General features: G+C 67.2%; 15 protein-coding genes and 1 tRNA gene. 7 read left to right on the top strand and 9 right to left on the bottom strand.

The features are described 5' to 3' along the window. Positions 1-40: 40 nt before the first annotated feature. The 6 genes from CYFUS_RS18830 to CYFUS_RS18805 all read right to left on the bottom strand — a co-directional run bounded on the left by CYFUS_RS18830 (position 41) and on the right by CYFUS_RS18805 (position 9,781). Positions 41-1,516, bottom strand: coding sequence for a hypothetical protein (locus CYFUS_RS18830; RefSeq protein ID WP_095986476.1), 1,476 nt, complete (start codon positions 1,514-1,516; stop codon positions 41-43). A 17-nt stretch (positions 1,517-1,533) separates the two neighbouring features. Next, positions 1,534-5,166, bottom strand: coding sequence for a hypothetical protein (locus CYFUS_RS18825; RefSeq protein WP_157758519.1), 3,633 nt, complete (start codon positions 5,164-5,166; stop codon positions 1,534-1,536). 28 nt (positions 5,167-5,194) lie between these two features. Further along, positions 5,195-6,094 (bottom strand): transglutaminase-like domain-containing protein, encoded by a 900-nt coding sequence (locus tag CYFUS_RS18820; protein WP_095986474.1) that lies wholly within the window; start codon positions 6,092-6,094, stop codon positions 5,195-5,197. Then, the gene (locus CYFUS_RS18815) at positions 6,082-6,786 is read right to left on the bottom strand and encodes a rhodanese-like domain-containing protein (protein ID WP_157758518.1); all 705 of its coding nucleotides are present in this window, start codon (positions 6,784-6,786) and stop codon (positions 6,082-6,084) included. Before CYFUS_RS18815 ends, CYFUS_RS18820 begins: the two co-directional genes overlap by 13 nt. A 555-nt stretch (positions 6,787-7,341) precedes the next feature. Continuing rightward, complete coding sequence (locus CYFUS_RS52780; RefSeq protein ID WP_232537648.1) at positions 7,342-8,427, bottom strand: imm11 family protein; 1,086 nt, start codon at positions 8,425-8,427, stop codon at positions 7,342-7,344. Positions 8,428-8,617: 190 nt separating this feature from the next. After that, positions 8,618-9,781 carry an AHH domain-containing protein gene (locus CYFUS_RS18805; protein ID WP_232537647.1) on the bottom strand — a complete coding sequence of 388 codons (1,164 nt, stop codon included), beginning with the start codon at positions 9,779-9,781 and terminating at the stop codon, positions 8,618-8,620. Positions 9,782-10,058: 277 nt separating this feature from the next. Between CYFUS_RS18805 and CYFUS_RS18800 the strand changes: the two genes are divergently transcribed. Beyond that, positions 10,059-11,078, top strand: a complete 1,020-nt coding sequence (locus CYFUS_RS18800) for a LysR family transcriptional regulator (RefSeq protein WP_232537646.1) — start codon at positions 10,059-10,061, stop codon at positions 11,076-11,078. Positions 11,079-11,150: 72 nt separating this feature from the next. On the opposite strand, the gene CYFUS_RS18795 is transcribed toward CYFUS_RS18800, so the two are convergent. Beyond that, positions 11,151-12,056 (bottom strand): LysR family transcriptional regulator, encoded by a 906-nt coding sequence (locus CYFUS_RS18795; protein WP_095986471.1) that lies wholly within the window; start codon positions 12,054-12,056, stop codon positions 11,151-11,153. 161 nt (positions 12,057-12,217) lie between these two features. On the opposite strand from CYFUS_RS18795, the gene CYFUS_RS50680 reads away from it, so the two are divergent. The 5 genes from CYFUS_RS50680 to CYFUS_RS18780 all read left to right on the top strand — a co-directional run bounded on the left by CYFUS_RS50680 (position 12,218) and on the right by CYFUS_RS18780 (position 14,801). Further along, positions 12,218-12,385: a hypothetical protein gene (locus tag CYFUS_RS50680; RefSeq protein WP_157758517.1), complete on the top strand. Its 168-nt coding sequence runs from the start codon at positions 12,218-12,220 to the stop codon at positions 12,383-12,385. Beyond that, positions 12,373-12,501, top strand: coding sequence for a hypothetical protein (locus CYFUS_RS53960; RefSeq protein ID WP_269770248.1), 129 nt, complete (start codon positions 12,373-12,375; stop codon positions 12,499-12,501). The genes CYFUS_RS50680 and CYFUS_RS53960 overlap by 13 nt, the downstream gene beginning before the upstream one ends. Further along, entirely contained in the window at positions 12,498-13,508 is a 1,011-nt protein-coding gene (locus CYFUS_RS18790; protein ID WP_095986470.1) for an aldo/keto reductase, read from the top strand. The genes CYFUS_RS53960 and CYFUS_RS18790 overlap by 4 nt, the downstream gene beginning before the upstream one ends. A gap of 67 nt (positions 13,509-13,575) precedes the next feature. Continuing rightward, entirely contained in the window at positions 13,576-14,283 is a 708-nt protein-coding gene (locus CYFUS_RS18785) for a putative quinol monooxygenase (RefSeq protein ID WP_095986469.1), read from the top strand. Positions 14,284-14,360: 77 nt separating this feature from the next. Continuing rightward, entirely contained in the window at positions 14,361-14,801 is a 441-nt protein-coding gene (locus CYFUS_RS18780; protein WP_232537645.1) for a cyclophilin-like fold protein, read from the top strand. 219 nt (positions 14,802-15,020) lie between these two features. Here the strand turns inward: CYFUS_RS18780 and CYFUS_RS18775 are convergent. Continuing rightward, a tRNA-Thr gene (locus tag CYFUS_RS18775) sits at positions 15,021-15,096 on the bottom strand. 297 nt (positions 15,097-15,393) lie between these two features. Between CYFUS_RS18775 and CYFUS_RS18770 the strand changes: the two genes are divergently transcribed. Continuing rightward, positions 15,394-16,944, top strand: a complete 1,551-nt coding sequence (locus CYFUS_RS18770; RefSeq protein ID WP_095986467.1) for a Glu/Leu/Phe/Val family dehydrogenase — start codon at positions 15,394-15,396, stop codon at positions 16,942-16,944. 111 nt (positions 16,945-17,055) lie between these two features. Here the strand turns inward: CYFUS_RS18770 and CYFUS_RS18765 are convergent, their stop codons facing one another. Continuing rightward, positions 17,056-17,418, bottom strand: coding sequence for a PilZ domain-containing protein (locus tag CYFUS_RS18765; protein ID WP_002626313.1), 363 nt, complete (start codon positions 17,416-17,418; stop codon positions 17,056-17,058). Positions 17,419-17,556: the final 138 nt, after the last annotated feature.

The following is a 17,556-nucleotide window of genomic DNA, read 5'->3' as shown; positions in this document are numbered from 1 at the left end:
GCGACGTTCGGTGATGGGCTTGGCCGGCCATGGGTCGTGACTAGTCCCGGGCCTGCGCCGCGACCCGGTACTCCTTGCCAGACACCGTCGTGAGCATGACCGCTGGCGGCCCCTGGAGGCTGGCGATTAGCGTCACCCGCTCCACCTGCTCGCCGTTCGCGTAGCGCGTGCCCAGCTCGCGGCCGAGCGCCGCGACCACGGTGTACGAGGTCGTGGCCTGCAGCACACTCGGACCGCTCGGCAGGTTGATGTTGACACTGGTGGTAGCGCTGTCGGTGGAGCCGGACAACGCCGGGCTCACGGCGCTCTCCGATGCGGCCGCGGCGGGGACCACAGTGAGGGTGACGGTGTTTCCGACTGGCACCCCCGTCGTCGTGAACGTGACCGTGACCGGGTTCGGGGTGTTCGCGGGCAGCACGATGTCGGCGTTGCCCGTCGGCACGGCGGGCGCGCTCACGCCCGCGACGCTGGTGATGCGGAGCGTGGGCAGCCCGGCGACGAACACCGTGGTCGGCGCGGTCGCCGCGGGGAACGGCGGCGTGCTGCCGGCCGTCCGGGTAAGGGTCTCCGCCTCCAGCCGGATGCGACCCACCGCTCCGCTCCCGCCATTGAAACAGCCGCTGTTCGCGTTCCCGGCGGCGGCACCGGCGGCGGCGCTGAGCGTGCCGTTGCCGGAGAGGGTCGTCGCCAGCAATCGGATGGCGCCTCCGCTGCCCCCTCCGCCCGTCCCGCCCGATTCGCCCCCGGCGGTCCCGCCCGAAGCGCCTCCATTCGCCAGGATCGAACCAGTGACATTGAGCGTCTCGGAGGAGGCGATGAGGATCGCGCCACCACCACCACCGCCGCCCGACCCACCGAGCCCGGTGTTGCCGCCACCGCCGCCGCCACCCGAGCCGCCGATCAACGGCAGGAGCTGGCTCGATCCGTAGGCGACGCCGCCCCGCGAATACGTCGTGTTCCCACTAGCGAACGCGACGGCATTCGAGCCCCCGTTACCGAAGCCAGCACCGCCGCCGCCCGTCGCATTAGTGTAGTAGCAGCCAGTGTCGGTCCCGCCCAGGGCCCCTCCCAAGCCTCCTCCGGGCCCGAGCCCATTGCCACCGCGCGAGGTCGCCGCCGCTCCGGCCGGACCTCCACGTCCGCCGTCCTGACCGCCGGGCCCACCGCGGCCGGGGATCCCGTCATCGCCCAGGTTGCCATCGCCCGCGGCGCCGACGTTGGCCGAGCTGGAGCCACTGACATCGATCGCTCCCGCGATGGTGACGTTGCCGGTAGCGAGGATGACAATCGGTGTGTTGGCGGTGTTTCTCTTGAACGTCACGGTGACACCGCTGGGGATGTTCACGGTCGTGAAGTTGAAGATGCCGTTCTCCGGGAGCTGCACCTGCGTGCTCACCGTCGGGCTGAACGCCCCATCCGCGCCGGTGCTGCCGCTGTTGAAGGCCATCGCCGTCCCCGAGATGACCAGCACCATGGATGCCATCACCCGGCCCATCTGCTTGAGTTGACTGCTCATGTCGCTCTCCGCATGGTTCAGGGACTCCGAATGGTGAAGGTGTTGACGGGTGACGGCTCGGCGGGGGTCGCCCCCGCTGGTGTGACCACCTGGATCACGCGCGGGCCAACGGGCGCGTCGGGCGCGATGCTGAAGGCGATGGTGAGCCGCCCCTGGGCGGCATCGACCGTGAAGGTGGGACTGAACGTCACGCCGGTAGAGGGCGTGATCGTCACGCCGGTCGCGTACTGCGTGTTCGTCGCGCGGATCAGCAACGAGCCCGCCTGCCCCTGGGTGCCGAGGATCGGCTCGATGGAGCTGATGACCGGGAGGGCCGGCACGATGACGAGTCGGTTCGCCGCTGGCTGGCTGAACTGCACCGAGCCGGAGGCGCCCGACAGGACGAACCGCCGCGCGTCAGCGGGGGCCGCGGCGTCCGCGGTGACGGGGATGGAGAGCTGCGTGCCGTCGGCGCTCACGGTGAACGCGCCGAGCGTCAGCCCCGTGGAAGGGACAACGGCGACCGAGGTGACGGCATCGAGGCTCGCTCCGGAGATCGTGATCGTGGCGGACTGACCGGCGAGGACGCCCGCGGGCGAGAGCGCCTGCGCCGTGGGGCCGAAGGCCACGCCCACCAGCGCACCGGTCACGAGTTGGGCCGTGCCGGTCGTCGGCGCCTCGACCGTGACATCCACACCCACCGCGGGCGACAGGAGCGGGCCGTACGGCACCGGCGACGGCGTGACCTGTTCCTGGAGGGTCACGCCCAGCGACGTCGCGAAAGGCCCGAAGCTCGTCCCGGCAGTCGACGCCACGGTGAGCGTGTTGGCCGCGCCGGGTGTGCTGGGAGTCTCACCGGCCGGGGTGGTGAGGGTCACGACGCGCGGCCCCGTCGCCGCGCCCGCGGCGGCCGCGATGGTGACCGTGATGGTCGTACCAGCGGCGTTGGTGCTCGGCGCGGAGAGCATCATCCCGTCCGGCGGGAGGACACTGACTCGCGACGCGTCCTGAAGATTGGCGCCAGCGATGGTGAGCGTGGTGGGGGCGGCGCCGATCTGCACCGACAGCGGGCTGATCCAGTCGATGCGGGGCGGCGGTGGGGTGACGCGGAAGAGCGCGTCCGCCACCGACACGAAGTCGATCCGCTGGCTACCCGCGAGCACCTGCACGGTGCGCATCGTCTGGGGCGCGTCGGCCGCGATCGCCAGGCTCACGGTCAGGGAGTTGCCATCGGGCGCGAGCTGCGGCGTCCCCACGGTGAGGCCCGTCGAGGGGCTGAGCTGCACGGCCGTGACGCCACCGAGCCCGGCGCCCTGGAGCGAAAGCGTGACGTTCGAGCCAATCTCACCCGCCTTCGGGCTGATCGACGTCACCGCGCTCCCGAAGATCACTCCCACGTTCGACGGCCACACGCCGAACGTCTGGGAGGCTGGCGGGCTCACCTGGTCGAGCACCACGCCAAGCGACGCCGCGGCCACCGGCGTGATGTCCTGTGCCGTGCCTTGGACCACCGTGAGGGTGTTGGCGGCCGATGGGATCGTGGGAGACGTTCCGCCGAGCGTGGAGACCGTCACCACCCGCGGCCCGAGCGTCGCGTCCGCCGCGACGCTGAAGTTTACCGTGAGACGGGTGCCATCCGGGGTCACGACTGGTGAGCCGACCGAGATCCCGTCGTTGGGCATGATGCCCACGCCCTGAAGGTCCTGGAAGTTGCGGCCGACCACGGTGAGGCCGACGCCGCTGGAGCCGGTCTGCACGAACAGCGGGGAGATCCAGTCGATGATCGGGACCGGCCGCACGATCTTGATCCGGTCGGCGTCTGGCCGCATGGGGAGAAGGGGGCCGCCACCGGAGAGGACGAGCCGGCGGACAGTGAGCGGCGCGTCGGCGGCGACCGTCACCGGAACCGTGAGCTGGCTGCCGTCCGGGCTCGCCGCGGGAGCGCCCAGGGTCACTCCATCCCCGGGCAAAAGGCTCACCTCGGTGACCGAGGCCAGGCCGCTACCGGAGATCACGAGCGGCACGGGGCCGGTGCCGATGGTGAACACCCGGGGGCTGACGTCGGCGAGGTGATCGCCCAGCGCGACGCCCACCAGGTTGGAGACCACCTCAACCGCCGACGAGGACGGGAGCGGAGAGGGCGTCACCACGACCCCGAGGGGGAGCGCGAAGCTGGTGTTGAGCCCGGAGAACTCGGTGGTGACGAAGACCGGCGTGGTCACCGTACCCAGGGTCGGCGACACGAGGGTGAGCACCGTCTGACCCAACACCCGGCCGGTGACCAGCAGGTTCGCCTCGGTCTGACCCGCGGAGATGGCGACGTCCGCCGGTGAGACCGTGGCGATGTTCGTGTTGCCGATGCTCACCGCGAAGGTGTGATTGACCACGTCGGGCCGTGAGAGCCGCAGCTTGATAAGACGGGCGACGTTGTCCGGCGGCACCGCGACCGGGGCCGGGCTCGTCACCACCGTCGGTGGCAGATCGACCACGGTCACCACCGCCGTGGCACTGCCCGAGGCCGAGGCTGGGTTCGTGAAGGTCAGCGTCTGGTCTCCCAACGCCGCGCTCGCCGACGCCGCCAGGGTGAAGCTCAACGACGTGGCGCTGGACGAGACGTTGCCGAGGGTGAGGCCGGTGGCGGTGGTGGTGACGTTCGCCCCCGCCAGGTTCTGCCCGGTCGCCTGGAAGGACTTGCTCTCGCCGCGGCGGAGCGAGCCCGGCGTCATGCCGTCCACGACGATCGGCGGCCTCGGCGGGACGGCCGTCACCGCGCCCTCGAGCCGAGCGTGGCCCGCGGCGACCAACACCTCGAGCGCGGTGGAACCCGTCGCCGCCTGCGCCGAGGCGGTCACGTCGACGCTGAAGGACGTGTCGCCGCCGCCCGGGAGCACGGTTCCGGAGAGGGCGGCGTTGTCGAAGCGCACGCGCTCCACGCCGCCGAGCCGCGTCCCGCTCACCGTCATCGTCACCGTCTGTCCCTGGGCGATCCGCGACGGCGCCACCGAGGTCACGGCTGGCGCGCGACCTACCGACACCAGACCCTGGCTCACGACATAGGGGATGCCGCGCAACCCCCACACCACCGCCCCCGTGATCTCCCCCGGCGGCAGCAGCACGCCGTCAACCCCGTTGCCCGTCGCCCGCAGCCCAACGCCGACCGGAGACGAGGCGAGGTCGGCGGTCACGGCCGGCCCGCTGTTGTTGATCAGCCAGACGTGGTTGAGCGTGGGCGCCGCTGACTCGATGACGACGCCCTGTCCGTAGCGGACCTCGACGTACTCCAGGACCGTGAGCGAATCATTCGTCCCGTTCGCGAACCGCAGCACGCCCCAGTTGCCGGGGACCGGCGACCCTCCGGCCGTGTCGGACTCGGCCGTGAACACGATGGGCAGGACGGCGGTACCGCGCGCGCGCAGGGTGCCCGACGAGACGCTCAGGCTCGTCCCCGGCTGCATGAGCACGGTCACGCCCGGCTCGATGACCAGGGTCGCGCCGCCCTGGACGGTGACGCTGCCGACGACCCGGTACGGGCTCTGCGCGGCCGACCAGGTGGTGGTGGAGTTGATCGGACCAGAAACGTCGAGCGCCAGCGCAATCCCAGAACAAAGCAAAGCCAGCAGGCCGAGGAGGCCCCCACCTGCATTCAGACCCCTTCCCCCCAGAGGCCTCATCGACGACTCCCCCCTACTTCAGTTCACTTCAGTTCATCGACACGTCGACACCTGGCGTCCTGATCTCGTAACGGTTGAACCCAACGGCCGGAGCGTCCTCCGCCGGCTCGGTCGAGATGATCCGCATCGCGACGTAGTCGGTCTCGTGCTCCGCGAACGACTTCTGGTGCGCGTCCACGATCAGCCAGCGGCCGTCGACCAGGACCTCCGCCCAGTTGTGGTAGTCCGCCGGCCCGACGATCGAGTTGCCGTGGAGCATGTACCCACCCATGGGCCTCGCCGGCACCTGGTTCGCTCGGGAGAGCGCCGCCACCAGGTACGCGAACTCGGTGCAATCTCCCCGGCGCTGCTCGAGCAGGTAGAGCGCACCACGATCGTCGGGGACATAGTCGGACGGCTGCACGTTGGCGGCCACCCAGTCATAGGCCTGCCGGACCGTGCGAAGGGCGGACGGGTCGCGCACTGCCCGCGCGATCTCACTCACCCGAGGGTCGCTCGATTCGATGTAACGCTCTGGCCTGGTAAAGCGCGCGACGTCGCCGCCGGACGCCTCCGTGCCGCGCTCCGCCATCTTCAGGTCGGCGGTGATGCTGATGATCCTCGATGCGTACGGGGGAAGCGTCTCGAACTCGAAGCGGAGGAGTTCGTTGCCGAGCGAATCGCGCGACACGCGGTAGGGGTGTGTCGCGGTGAGCTTCTCGAGCCACTGGTGTGACGTCCGCGGCACCGGCGCGAGCGTGAGGAATTCCACCTTCGTGATTGGCCGCGCCGTGGTGTTGCGAAGCGTGAAGCTGTAGCGAAGCTGCCTGGGGATGGCGTAATCAGCAGGCGCTCGTGAGCCAGTCTCGCTCACGGGCATGGCGACAACTCGGGGCAGGCCCACGAAGAACGCCGCCAGCATCGCGATGAGCGAGGTCAGCCGCAGCATGAGGACGCCCTCGTCTTTTCCTGACGTCCCCAGATTGCGCTCTGATCCGACACGAACTCTCGATAGCCCTCGAGCCCGGACTCCAGGTACAGCGCGTCCTGCACGCCAGCTTCCTTCATCAGGGCGGAGAGCATGGCGTGCTCGGTGTCGGTGTCGCTGGCCATGAGCACGCGCAGACCGGGAGCGGCCTGTCGCGCCCGGTCGACCGCCACCTTGATCGCGCGAATCGCCGGGGCGCTCTTGCCGGTCACCTGCTCGACGCGCGACGGGAGCCAGCAGCGCAGTGACGCGTGCTGGTCCTTCGAGAAGATCAAGACGAGCCAGTCTGTCCTCATGCGTTCGGCGAAGAGCTCCGCGGGCATGAGGCGGTCGAGGTCGTGGGCCGAACGTGCCTCTCCTTCCAGCGCGCCACGGCCCGCGAGCCAGGCACGCAGTCCTCCCTGCAGGACGGCGACGTTCGAAAAGCCCGCGCGCTTCAGCTCGGAGCAGCCGACCTCGAGTGCCGCGGTGACATGACCCTGATTCACGAGGACGATCGACTCCGGCCGCAGGAACGCCTTTGTCTTCACGGCGTGCAGCGGGATGTTGAGCGACCCCGGAATGCGATAGCGACTGAACGACTCGGCGTCGCGCACGTCCACGAGCATGACCTTGCCCTGCTCATGCTGGCGCAGGACGGTCTCCACCGGCACGAGGCACGACACGTGTTTCTCGATGGGCCGCTCACTCGGGGGCGGAGCCGCCGGGCACGTCAGGGATGAGGAGCCCGCGCCTTGCGCATGGCAGAGCCCGGCCACCACCAACAGGCCGATCCCTGCGGTGCGCGCTCCAGAGGAGGGAATCTGTATGCCGTGCGTGGTCACGATAAGCAACGTAACTCAAATTCATGACCACGGCTCATACTAAAAGGCGAAGTGGGAATTAGTATACAGTTCTATTGCAGCTCGAGCATGACTCGCACTCGGATGAAGCACTGGCCGCTGGACGGCATCATGCACCTCTTCTTCACCGGGCTGGAGTTGCTGCGTCCTATTCCTCCGTCAGGAACTCGCGGAGAACCCAGACATGGTTTGTAGGCACTCGTCAAAGCGCTCCTGATTGCAGGAGGACTCATCCTGGGCCTGCCGCCTCCGGCGGCTGCCTCCGAGCAACGAACCAGCGTGTTGGAAACCAGCTCTTGGCAACGCAGAGGCCCTACCTCATCACAATGTGCGGGAGAGCCACGTAACCGGGGCCAGTGGTCTTGACTAGATAACCGGACTCCTCTTCGTGCTCGACAGGGGCATGTCGGCGCACTTCAGGAAGAGGGGAATCAACTCATCTCCTCCGCGCTCCAGGTAAGCGACTATCTCGCTCGAGTGCATAGCCATCGTGGAAACGAGGCGCACTGGACCGGCGGGCGTGGGGAAGCTCGTCCGCAGGGTCGGCGGCTCCAACCCGATCAGCACCATTGACATCCCGTGTTCTGACACCCAGTCGTTCGGCCGGAGCTTCTTGAAGACATCTGGCGGCACCACAAGCTGTTCCGGCATTCCCTTACCAGAGAAGTTTATGAACGCTAGCCCTGTCTCCAGGAGCTTCCGAGTGTCCGCGTAGTTGGCAAAGCCATCCGAGACCCGCATCAACATATCCAACGGCCACCCGTCGTCCCCCGGCAGTTCCTCGTCCGTCTCAACTGCCAGCTCGAATCCGAATCCCAAGGACGGCGCGCTCGCGTCAGGAAAGGGGTCGGACAGCCCATCACTCACGAATAGGGTCCGCTGGCCTCTCTTGATGACCCGCCATGCCTGAACACCACCAGGCCAGTTTCCGCTCGTGGGAACGATGCGTCTGACGACATCTTCGGAGAGCTCCCCAAGCTTGCTGTACGCGGCGGCCCTCGCCTCCCGGGCTTGCTTGAGCGTAGCTGGAACCTCGCGCGGCGGTGGCAGCGGCTCATGCGGCCCCGTCACCCGCTCGAAATCAACCCCCAGATTCCCTACTCTTTCGAGCGCAGCCTTGACCTCTTCGGAGACAATGAGTGCGTGAGTGAACCTCTTCGGCCTGAAGACACGCGCACCTTCAGTCTTCGCTGGGTCAATTCGCAAGCCGTAGATCCAGCGATAAGCCCCTCTGCGCGCAGGTTCAGGGTCGTCTTGGTCATATAGGTGGACTTCCCGGCAGTTCACTTCGTCAATGCAGTCAATGGATTTGAGTGCATTAACAATGAAGTACTGCTCGGACTCGCCGCCCACCGTCACCGAAAATAGCTGCACATCATCAGGTGCCAGCGTCCTGAAAACATTGGCGACTGCTTCGTTGATGATGGGGACACTCTCAACGCCGACGAACATAAATGTGCGCCTCTCGCCCTGGTTCCTCACCGGAGCTTTGATGGGCCCAGGATCCGGAAGGAGGCGCCCTTCCCCGAACATCCAAGGCTCCTCGAACTTTCCGCCCGTTGCCGGTACAGGAGTCGTGATGTACCATTGAGGTACATCAGCAGTTCGCACCCAATAAAAATGACGTTCCACCGCGCTCCTCCTACTTCACAATGTAACTCCGCAGCGGCGAACCCGCCGTAAGCAGCTCATCCGCGATCTTCGCGAGTTCGTTCACCAACTCAACTCGACAAGCATCAGTGGTTCTGCAAGTACTTACAGCCACTTTCAGGCGCTCTGCCACCTCTCTGTGATACCGCTCGGGATGAGGTCCTTCGTGTCCATTGAGTCGCACTTTATTTGCGACATCTTCGAGGCTCATCCCTGCCTTCTCGAAGATTTCCTCGCAGATTGGTGTCCAAGGACCACCGGACACAGCGGATTTGGTGTTTTTGTTGGTGCAGATGTGATGAACTGAACCCTCTGCGTCGCCCGGCACGATCCCTTGCGAGTACATCGCAATCGCTGCAACCGCTCCGGGAGCGAGCGCGACGTTGAGTACACCGGCAGCAGGCAACGCGATCGAGCCCACCTCGCCATTCAGGGCGCTCGTAAGCTGGAAGCCCCCCTCGGCCTGCGCGCGAAGTGCGGCCTGGGAGAAACCGGGGAGTTTGGGGCCCTGGGCCGCCATCGCGCTCTTTCCGCCAAGGGCCGCAGTGACGAGCAGCACCAGGACGCGCGTGCCGTTCGTCCCCAACACCCGCCCGAACCGGTGGCCGATGTCCTGCAACTCGATGACGCTCGTCGCCTTACCCGCATCGTCCCACAGCCGGACGAAGCCACGACCAATATCCCAGACCGGAATCACACCGAGGTAGGCCACCATGGCCGCCGTCAACGCGACCGCGAGGACCTTGGTGACGGGCTCGGGCAGGGTCATCGTGAGGAGCACGGACAGGGCTACCGACGTCAACATCGCCTTGAGCACTACCGGATTCAGCATCTTGCCGACCTCCGCCTCGACGCTCTCCCAGACGGTATCGAGCGCGAAGGACAGGGCCATCAGCGTCCGATCCTTCCGCCCGAACGACAACCCCGTCCCGCCTACCAGGGTCAAGCAGTCATCCGTGTCGGGGCAGATGCGCGTGTACAACGATTCAGGTGAACTCCCCAAGCCCGAATCAGCGAGGCCCTTCGAGGATGCGAGCAGAGTCCTGGACCGCACCCACCCTCGCTCATCCGCCTCTTCAATCTCCCGGAATGCAACGTCCATCCGCATGTCGAGGAGGAGCTGCGTGAGGGCCACCTTGAACTCGGCCTCGCTCACCTCGACCGGCTCGACACCCACGGACGTGTAGGCGATTGGTTCTCCATTCCCAGTATCCAGATGGACAACACGAGTGGTCGCGCACCCCGCCCCAAGCCCAAGCAACGCGTGACCACGCTCGTCGCCCGGCGGCGGATGTCGTTCCAGCCACCATCCGCGAGGGGCGACGTCCTGACGTCCGATGGAGCCAACGACTTCCGCCGGGACCGCCTCTCCACGAGCGGGGGCTTCGCGAGGTGGTAAGCCTCGCTTCATGATGCGGGACGACTTCGAGGGGATGAGCGTCTTCCTGGCCGTGGCCGAGGTGCGGAGCCTCCGCGGCGCCGGTGACCGTCTTGGCGTGAGCGGCTCGGCGGTGAGCCAGGCCCTGCGGCGGCTGGAGGACCGGCTCGGGGTGGCGCTGGTGCAGCGGACCACGCGCAGCGTCCGGCTCACCGAGGCAGGAGAGCGCCTCTACGCCGCCGTGCGCCCCGCCGCTGAGGGGGTGCGAGCCGCGGTCGCGGCCGTGAGTGCGCTCGGGGATGCGCCACGCGGGATGCTTCGCCTTCAGGTGTCACCCGGAGCCGACTCCGTCCTGGCCAGTCCCCTCCTCGCCGAGTTCCTTGCCAGGTACCCGGACGTCCAGCTCGACGTGCACGTGAGCGAGGCGCGGGTCGACATCGTGGCCGGCGGGTACGACGCCGCAATCCAGCTTGGCGAAGTCATCGACCGGGACATGGTGGCCGTGCCGGTGGGCGGGGACATGCGATTCATCGTGGTAGGGGCGCCCTCCTACTTCAAGCGTCACGCGCCGCCGCGGCACCCGCGGGACCTCGCCGAGCACGTGTGCATCAACTGGCACTTGGAGCCCGATGCTCCCCCGTACCGGTGGGAGTTCACAGAGGGCGGCCGTGACTTCGCCGTCACGGTCCCCGCGCACGTGCTCTCCACCGACCCGGCGTTCAACCTCCGCCTTGCCCGCGCCGGGATGGGGCTGACGATGACCTTCGAGGACCGCGTGCGCGACGAACTGGCGCGCGGGGAGCTCGTGTCCGTGCTGGACGCGTTCTGCACGCCCTTCCCCGGTTACTTCCTGCACTACCCGACGCGCCGGCAGGCCTCCCCTGCCCTCCGCGCGCTCGTCGACCACCTGAACAACGAGCCCGAGACCATGAAGGCGGTCATGAAGGAGATTCCGCTGGGGCGGCTCGGGCGGGCGGAGGAAATCGCTTCCGCCGTTCTCTGGCTTTGCGGCCCTGGGGCAGGCTTTGCGATCGGTCAAGCACTCGTGGTGGATGGCGGGTACACGATTCGTTGACGCGAACGGACGAACCAGGTCGTCGGCTGGGGGGAGCACGTCACCGGCAACGCGGAGCCGACGCGAGTAACTTCACACCGCGTGCCTGACAAGCTCCCTGGCCGTATCGACGAAGAGGCGCAGGGCCGGGGAGCGCTGGGCACGGCTGGGGAAGTAGAGGAAGAAGCCGGGGACGGTGGGCGAGTAGGGCTCGAGCACCCGATGCAACCGCCCGGTGCGCAACTGCTCCGCCACCATGGGCTCGAGGGTGTACGCCAGCCCCAGGCCCTGCTCCGCCAGGGACACACTCAGCGGGTTGTCGTTGGTGACGACGCCTCCGCGCACCGGCACGCGCCAGTTCCTGCGGCCCCGCTCCAGCTCCCAAGCGTAGATCACTCCGGTGGTCCGCATGCGGAAGGTGATGCACTCGTGGCGCAGGAGATCCTCGGGGCGCTGGGGCGTGCCGTGGCGCGCCAGGTAGTCGGGCGAGCCCACCACCACGAAGCGGAAGGCGTCGGTGAGCCGCACCTGCACCATGTCGCGCTCGATGGCCTCGCTCAGCCGCACGCCCGCGTCGTAGCCCTCGGCCACGATGTCCACGAAGCGCTCCTCGATGACGACCTCCACCTCGATTCGCGGGTGACGCTCACGGAAGGTGGGGACCACCGGGGTGATGACGTAGGGCACCGCCGCCCGCGGCACCGACAGCCGGACCCGGCCCACCGTCTCTCCCGGTCGAGCGGAAACCTCGGTGAGGGTGGCGAGCGCCTGTCCCAGGGCGGGGCCCGCGCCCTCCACGAGCCGCCTGCCCGCATCCGTCAGCGACACGCTGCGCGTCGTGCGGGTGAGCAGCACCACGCTCAGTTGCTCCTCGAGATGGCGCACGGACTGACTCACCGCGGTCGTGGAGACGCCGAGCTCGCGCGCCGCGCCGCTGAAGCTGCGCAGGCGGGCCACGACGAGGAACACCTGGAGCTGGGGAAGTAGAGCCGTCTTCATCGCGAGTGTCCCTCTATCGAGCAGACCAGGGCACATTATCAAGCAGAGCTTCAAAGCCCGTTTGCTCCCGGACGCCTAGTCTTCGGCGAGTCCGGCGCATACTTCTCTTCGCAAGCCCGGCGTAACGCCCCCCGCCCTTGCGAACGGACCTCAGAGAACTCATGACCTATGGAACTGGCGAGCACTTCACACCGGAGAACCTCGCGACGAACATGCCGTTCCTGGCGCTGGTGCGCGACCGGGCCCGACGCGAGAACGCCACACCCGGACAGATCGCGCTCGCCTGGGCGATGGCGCAGAGGCCAAGGAGAAACCCATGCCCCACGTGATCGTGAAGCTCTACGATGTGTCGCCCGAGCACTGGGTCGACGTCGATGGCGGCTATACGGTGCGCTGGGTCGTGCCGCGCGAGACGCAAGCCCTTACCGAGGAGAAACAGCCATGAGCAACAACAAGCTCCCCAAACGCACGCTCGGGCGACAAGGACTCGAGGTCTCCGCCATCGGCCTCGGCTGCATGGGCATGAGCTGGAGCTACGGCCCACCGAAGGACACCAAGGAGATGATCGCGCTCATCCGCGCAGCGGTCGATCGCGGCGTCACGTTCTTCGACACGGCGGAAGTGTACGGACCGCTGACGAACGAGGAACTCCTCGGCGAAGCCCTCGCGCCATTCCGCGGGCGCGTCGTCATCGCGACGAAATTCGGGTTCGCGCCGGCGCACGAAGGGGAAGGGAGATGGAGCCTCATCAATAGTCGCCCGGAGCACATCAAGCAGGCCGCCGAAAGCTCGTTGAAGCGGCTGAAGGTCGACGCGATCGACCTCTATTACCAACACCGCGTCGACCCAGCGGTACCGATCGAAGACGTTGCGGGCGCCGTGAAGGACCTCATTCGCGAAGGGAAGGTCAAACACTTTGGCCTCTCCGAAGCGGGGGCGCGGACGATCCGTCGCGCGCACGCGGTGCAGCCCGTCACCGCGCTCCAGAGCGAGTATTCGTTGTGGTGGCGCGAGCCCGAGACGAGCGTGTTGCCGACGCTCGAGGAGCTTGGCATCGGCTTCGTGCCGTTCAGCCCGCTCGGCAAAGGCTTTCTGACCGGCAAGATCGACCCGACCACGACGTTCGATTCGAGCGATTTCCGGAGCACCATCCCGCGGTTCCAGCCCGAGAACCTTCAGGCGAACCAGGCATTCGTGGAGCTGCTCGCGCGGATCGCCAAGGAGAAGAACGCCACTCCCGGTCAGATCGCACTCGCGTGGGTGCTCGCGCAGAAGCCGTGGATCGTACCGATCCCAGGGACGACGAAGCAGGCGCGCATGCTCGAGAACGCGGGCGCCGCCGACATCGAGCTCACGGCAAGCGACCTCCGCGAGCTCGAGGATGGCGCCTCGCGTATCAAGCCGAGCGGAGACCGCTACCCGCCGCAACAGCAACGCCTGATCGATCGCTGAAGGGGTGAAGGTGCCGCGAGCGGTCTCGACGTCGGAGTTCGGCATCAATCTCTGGAAATGAATACACATGAACCTCAGGCAATTCTCGAGGGTGTGCGCGTCGGCGCTGGCGTTGTGCCTTGGCCCGCCCGCCCTGGCCCAGAAAGCGCAGGTCCCGTTCGCGCGATTGGAGGACCTGGACATCGACCCCGCGCGGTTGGAAGGCTTCAAGGCGGCGGCTCGCGAGCATGCGGTGGCGACGCTTCGGATGGAGCGGGGCGTGCTGGCCCTCCATGCCGCGGCAGAGAAAGGCAACCCGGCCCGCATCCGTGTGTTCGAGATGTACGCGGACGAAAGCGCGTATCAAGCGCATCTGCGGACGCCGCATTTCCAGAGGTTTCGCTCTGGCACGGCCAGGATGGTGTTGGCCCGCAGAATGTACGACGCGGTGCCCATCCTGCTCGGCGCGAAGCCGCGGTTGCCCGCCAAAGCGCTCGTGCGTATCGCCGAACTGGAGATCGCTCCGGCCCAACTCGAAGCCTACAAGGCCGCCGTGACGGAGGAGATCGAAACCTCGATCCGCATCGAAGCCGGCGTGCTGGCCATCTACTCGGTGGCCTTGAAAGAGAACCCGACCCATCTGCGGTTTTTCGAGCTTTACGCGGACGAGAAGGCATACCGTCAGCACCTCGAGTCGCCGCACTTCAAGAAGTACGTGGACGTCACCAGGTCCATGATCACGGCGCGCAGGCTTTTCGAGACGGAGCCGCTCTCGCTCGGAGCGAAGCCACGATGAGGCCAATGTCTGTGACTCCTTCGCCGTCGCCCATGACGACCCCTCGCGTCCGTGCGACGCGGGCGGCGAAGTCCGGGGTGGCCTTCATCACCTCTCTCGTCTTCGCGCTCGCGCTGCCGGCGCTTCCAGCCCATGCGCAGCAGCACGCCCCCACCAAGGCAAAGACCATGAAGATTCGACTGACGATTGGAGAGAAGGTCCTGACGGCCACCCTGCGCGACAACGCAACCACGCGCGACTTCGTCTCCCTGCTGCCACTGACCCTGACCCTCGAGGACTACGCGGCGACCGAGAAGATCAGCGACTTGCCGAGGAGGCTGTCCACGAAGGGCGCGCCTCCAGGCACCGATGCCTCGGCCGGCGACATCACCTACTACGCCCCCTGGGGGAATCTGGCCCTGTTCCACAGGGACTTCGGCCATTCGAGCGGGCTCGTCACGCTCGGCAAACTCGACGGTGGCGTCGAAGCCCTGAGGGAGCCCGGTCCGCTGAAGGCGAGGATCGAACTCGTCAAGTAGGTGAGCAGCACCACGCGCAAGTGCTCCTCCGGGGACGCGACGCCCGACCAGTACGCCACGCCTTCCGCGACCTGGAAACCATCCCCATATCAGGGCCAGGAGTTCCCGCGCTGGAGGCCGCTCGGAGGGAGGGCGATGGCCCAGGCAGCCGTCCGTCGGCGCTCTTCTTCGGGGAAAAGGAAAAGGGTCGGTCACTCGCGTGACCGACCCTTTATTTCCTGGAGCCGACACCCAGATTTGAACTGGGGACCTACTGATTACGAATCAGTTGCTCTACCGACTGAGCTATGTCGGCCCAACGAGGCCCTTCCGGCGTCACCGAAAGTGGGCGCGAAGTACCATGAGCATTCGGACACGGCAAGCACTTCTTTCGGGCCCCTCTCCGCCGCCTCCCGGAAATTTTCCAGGACCCCGCGCGCATACGGGCTCCGACGGTCCGTCCATGACACGCCGCGTTGGCTAACTACCTGAAAGTACTTGGGCTTTTACACCTTCACCGCGATGCGCCCAGATTGACCACCGCAAGCGCCTATGCGCATAAGGGCCTTGCTTCTCCCCACGATCGCCTCAACCCCAAGGAGCGATTTTTCCCATGGCCAATGAAGAGAACTTCATGCGCGCCCCGGCTCCCACGCCCAAGCGCACCGTCTACACGGAGGCGATGGAGATCTTCCATCGCGCCGCCGACCTCATCGGGCTGGACAAGCGCGTCCGTCTCGAGCTCGAGGAGCCCGACTACGAGCACATCTTCTACGTCACCGCGAAGCTGAAGGACCGTCTGGTGCCGCTCGCCCCGGAGCAGGCGCGCGACTTCGCGGACCTGCCGCCCACCCAGGTGCGCAACCCCGAGGGCCTCGAGCGGCTGGCCGACGGGAAGATCATCCTCAATGGCCGCGCCCTGCTCGGCTCGGACGTCTCCATCCGCCGTGGTCACCTGCGCCTTCCCGACGGCCACGTGTACCAGCTGGTTCCCGGAGAGTCCCAGCGCTTCAAGGCCTACCGCGTCCAGCACAACCAGGCGCGCGGCCCCTACAAGGGCGGCATCCGCTACCACCGGGAGGTGTCGCTGGACCTGTTCAAGGCGCTCGCCGCGGAGATGACCTGGAAGACGGCCATTTCCGAGGTGCCGTTCGGCGGTGGCAAGGGTGGCATCCAGATCGATCCGCGCTCGTACGGCCGGGAGGAGCTGGAGAACATCACCCTGCGCTTCATGTACAAGCTCAAGAGCATGATCGGCCCCAACATCGACATCCCCGCGCCCGACGTGGGGACCAACGGGGACATCATGGCGCTCATGTACCGGCAGTACTCGGACGGTGAGCGCGACCGCCACGGCATGCGCGGCATCGTCACCGGCAAGGACGTGCGCATCGGCGGCTCCGAGGGCCGCGCGGCCGCCACCGGCCAGGGCGTGGCGTTCTGCATCGAGGACTACTACGCCGAGAAGGGCGAGAACCTGCGCGGCAAGAGCTTCATCCTCCAGGGCTTCGGCAACGTGGGCAGCCACGGCGCCGCCATCCTCCAGCGCATGGGCGCGCGTCTGCTCGCGGTGAACGACGCCGACGGCACCATCTACAACGGCGATGGCATCGACGTACCCGCCCTGCTCGCCTACGTCAACGACGCCAAGAACCTGCGCCGCAGCGTGGTGGGCTTCCCCGGCGCCCAGAAGATCGACAAGAAGGACTTCTGGGAGGTGCAGGCCGACATCTGCCTGCCCGCCGCCCTGGGTGGCGAAATCACCGCCGACGTGGCCGAGCGCCTCAAGGTGAAGCTCGTGGCCGAGGGCGCCAACGGCCCCACCACCCCGGACGCCGACCGCGTCCTGCAGAAGCGCGGCATCGACATGATCCCCGACATCATCGCCAACGCCGGCGGCGTGACGGTGAGCTACTACGAGTGGATCCAGAACAAGCGCATGGAGCGCTGGAGCGAGCCCGAGGTCAACCAGCGCCTCGAGCACGCCATGAAGCGCAACTACCGCATCATCCGCGACATCTCGCGCAACCAGGCGCGCCGCTCGGACTCCCACGACAGCCGGCCGTTCTGCATCGGCAAGGAAGTGGATCCGCGCTGCGCCGCGATGATCCTCGCGCTCAAGCGCATCGAGGCCCACTACCTCCTCGAGGGCTTCTCCCAGTAGGCCCCCGCCTCCCGCCGTGAAGCACGAAGGGCACGGTCCGCACCCGACGCGGCCGTGCCCTTTGCATGTCCTCGGTTCCTCCCGGCGTGCTTCCCACCGGCCCTCCCGGGCTCAGTGCATGACGCGCTCGCGCGCCACCAGCAGCAGGGGCTGATCCTCCTGGACCTCGTAGGCCACGATGCGCAGGCCCACGCCGCGGCTGTTGCCCTCGCGCCCGTCCTTGCGCCCGTACGCCAGCGCCACCTGGTAGCGCACCTCGCACAGGCACGTCATCTCCGTGCCGTCCTCGCCCGCGAACGTCACCTTCACCCGCTCGCCCAGCGTCAGCGGCTCGCGCGTCTCCACGAACAGGCCCTGCTGGCTGATGTTGCGGCCAATCCCCCGGCTCAACCCCCCCTCCGTGGAGAGGTAGATGGTGAAGACCTTGTCGAAACGCAGATGGGCGCGGCGCTCTCGGACCTGAACCTGTGCCAACGGGTGTCTCCGGGGGAGGTGGAAGTGGGCGAGAAACTACATGGTGAGGACATGTAGTCAAAATCTCCACCGACCCATACCAACACGTACCGCTACGTACCCACATGCGGGTGTCCGGAGGCTCCCGAGAGTGGCAGC

The organism is Cystobacter fuscus, from assembly GCF_002305875.1.
In the GTDB taxonomy this organism is placed as follows: Bacteria; Myxococcota; Myxococcia; order Myxococcales; family Myxococcaceae; genus Cystobacter; species Cystobacter fuscus_A.
The sequence above is the reverse complement of the archived record's forward strand: the minus strand, read 5'-3'. Positions and strand labels throughout refer to the sequence as shown.

Excerpts from the sequence above, each read along its gene's own strand:
- CYFUS_RS18830 (WP_095986476.1), bottom strand. The coding sequence starts at position 1,516 with ATGAGCAGTCAACTCAAGCAGATGGGCCGGGTGATGGCATCCATGGTG.
- CYFUS_RS18825 (WP_157758519.1), bottom strand. The coding sequence starts at position 5,166 with ATGAGGCCTCTGGGGGGAAGGGGTCTGAATGCAGGTGGGGGCCTCCTC.
- CYFUS_RS18820 (WP_095986474.1), bottom strand. The coding sequence starts at position 6,094 with ATGCTGCGGCTGACCTCGCTCATCGCGATGCTGGCGGCGTTCTTCGTG.
- CYFUS_RS52780 (WP_232537648.1), bottom strand. The coding sequence starts at position 8,427 with ATGTTCGTCGGCGTTGAGAGTGTCCCCATCATCAACGAAGCAGTCGCC.
- CYFUS_RS18800 (WP_232537646.1), top strand. The coding sequence starts at position 10,059 with ATGAGCGTCTTCCTGGCCGTGGCCGAGGTGCGGAGCCTCCGCGGCGCC.
- CYFUS_RS18795 (WP_095986471.1), bottom strand. The coding sequence starts at position 12,056 with ATGAAGACGGCTCTACTTCCCCAGCTCCAGGTGTTCCTCGTCGTGGCC.
- CYFUS_RS50680 (WP_157758517.1), top strand. The coding sequence starts at position 12,218 with ATGACCTATGGAACTGGCGAGCACTTCACACCGGAGAACCTCGCGACG.
- CYFUS_RS53960 (WP_269770248.1), top strand. The coding sequence starts at position 12,373 with ATGCCCCACGTGATCGTGAAGCTCTACGATGTGTCGCCCGAGCACTGG.
- CYFUS_RS18790 (WP_095986470.1), top strand. The coding sequence starts at position 12,498 with ATGAGCAACAACAAGCTCCCCAAACGCACGCTCGGGCGACAAGGACTC.
- CYFUS_RS18785 (WP_095986469.1), top strand. The coding sequence starts at position 13,576 with ATGAACCTCAGGCAATTCTCGAGGGTGTGCGCGTCGGCGCTGGCGTTG.
- CYFUS_RS18770 (WP_095986467.1), top strand. The coding sequence starts at position 15,394 with ATGGCCAATGAAGAGAACTTCATGCGCGCCCCGGCTCCCACGCCCAAG.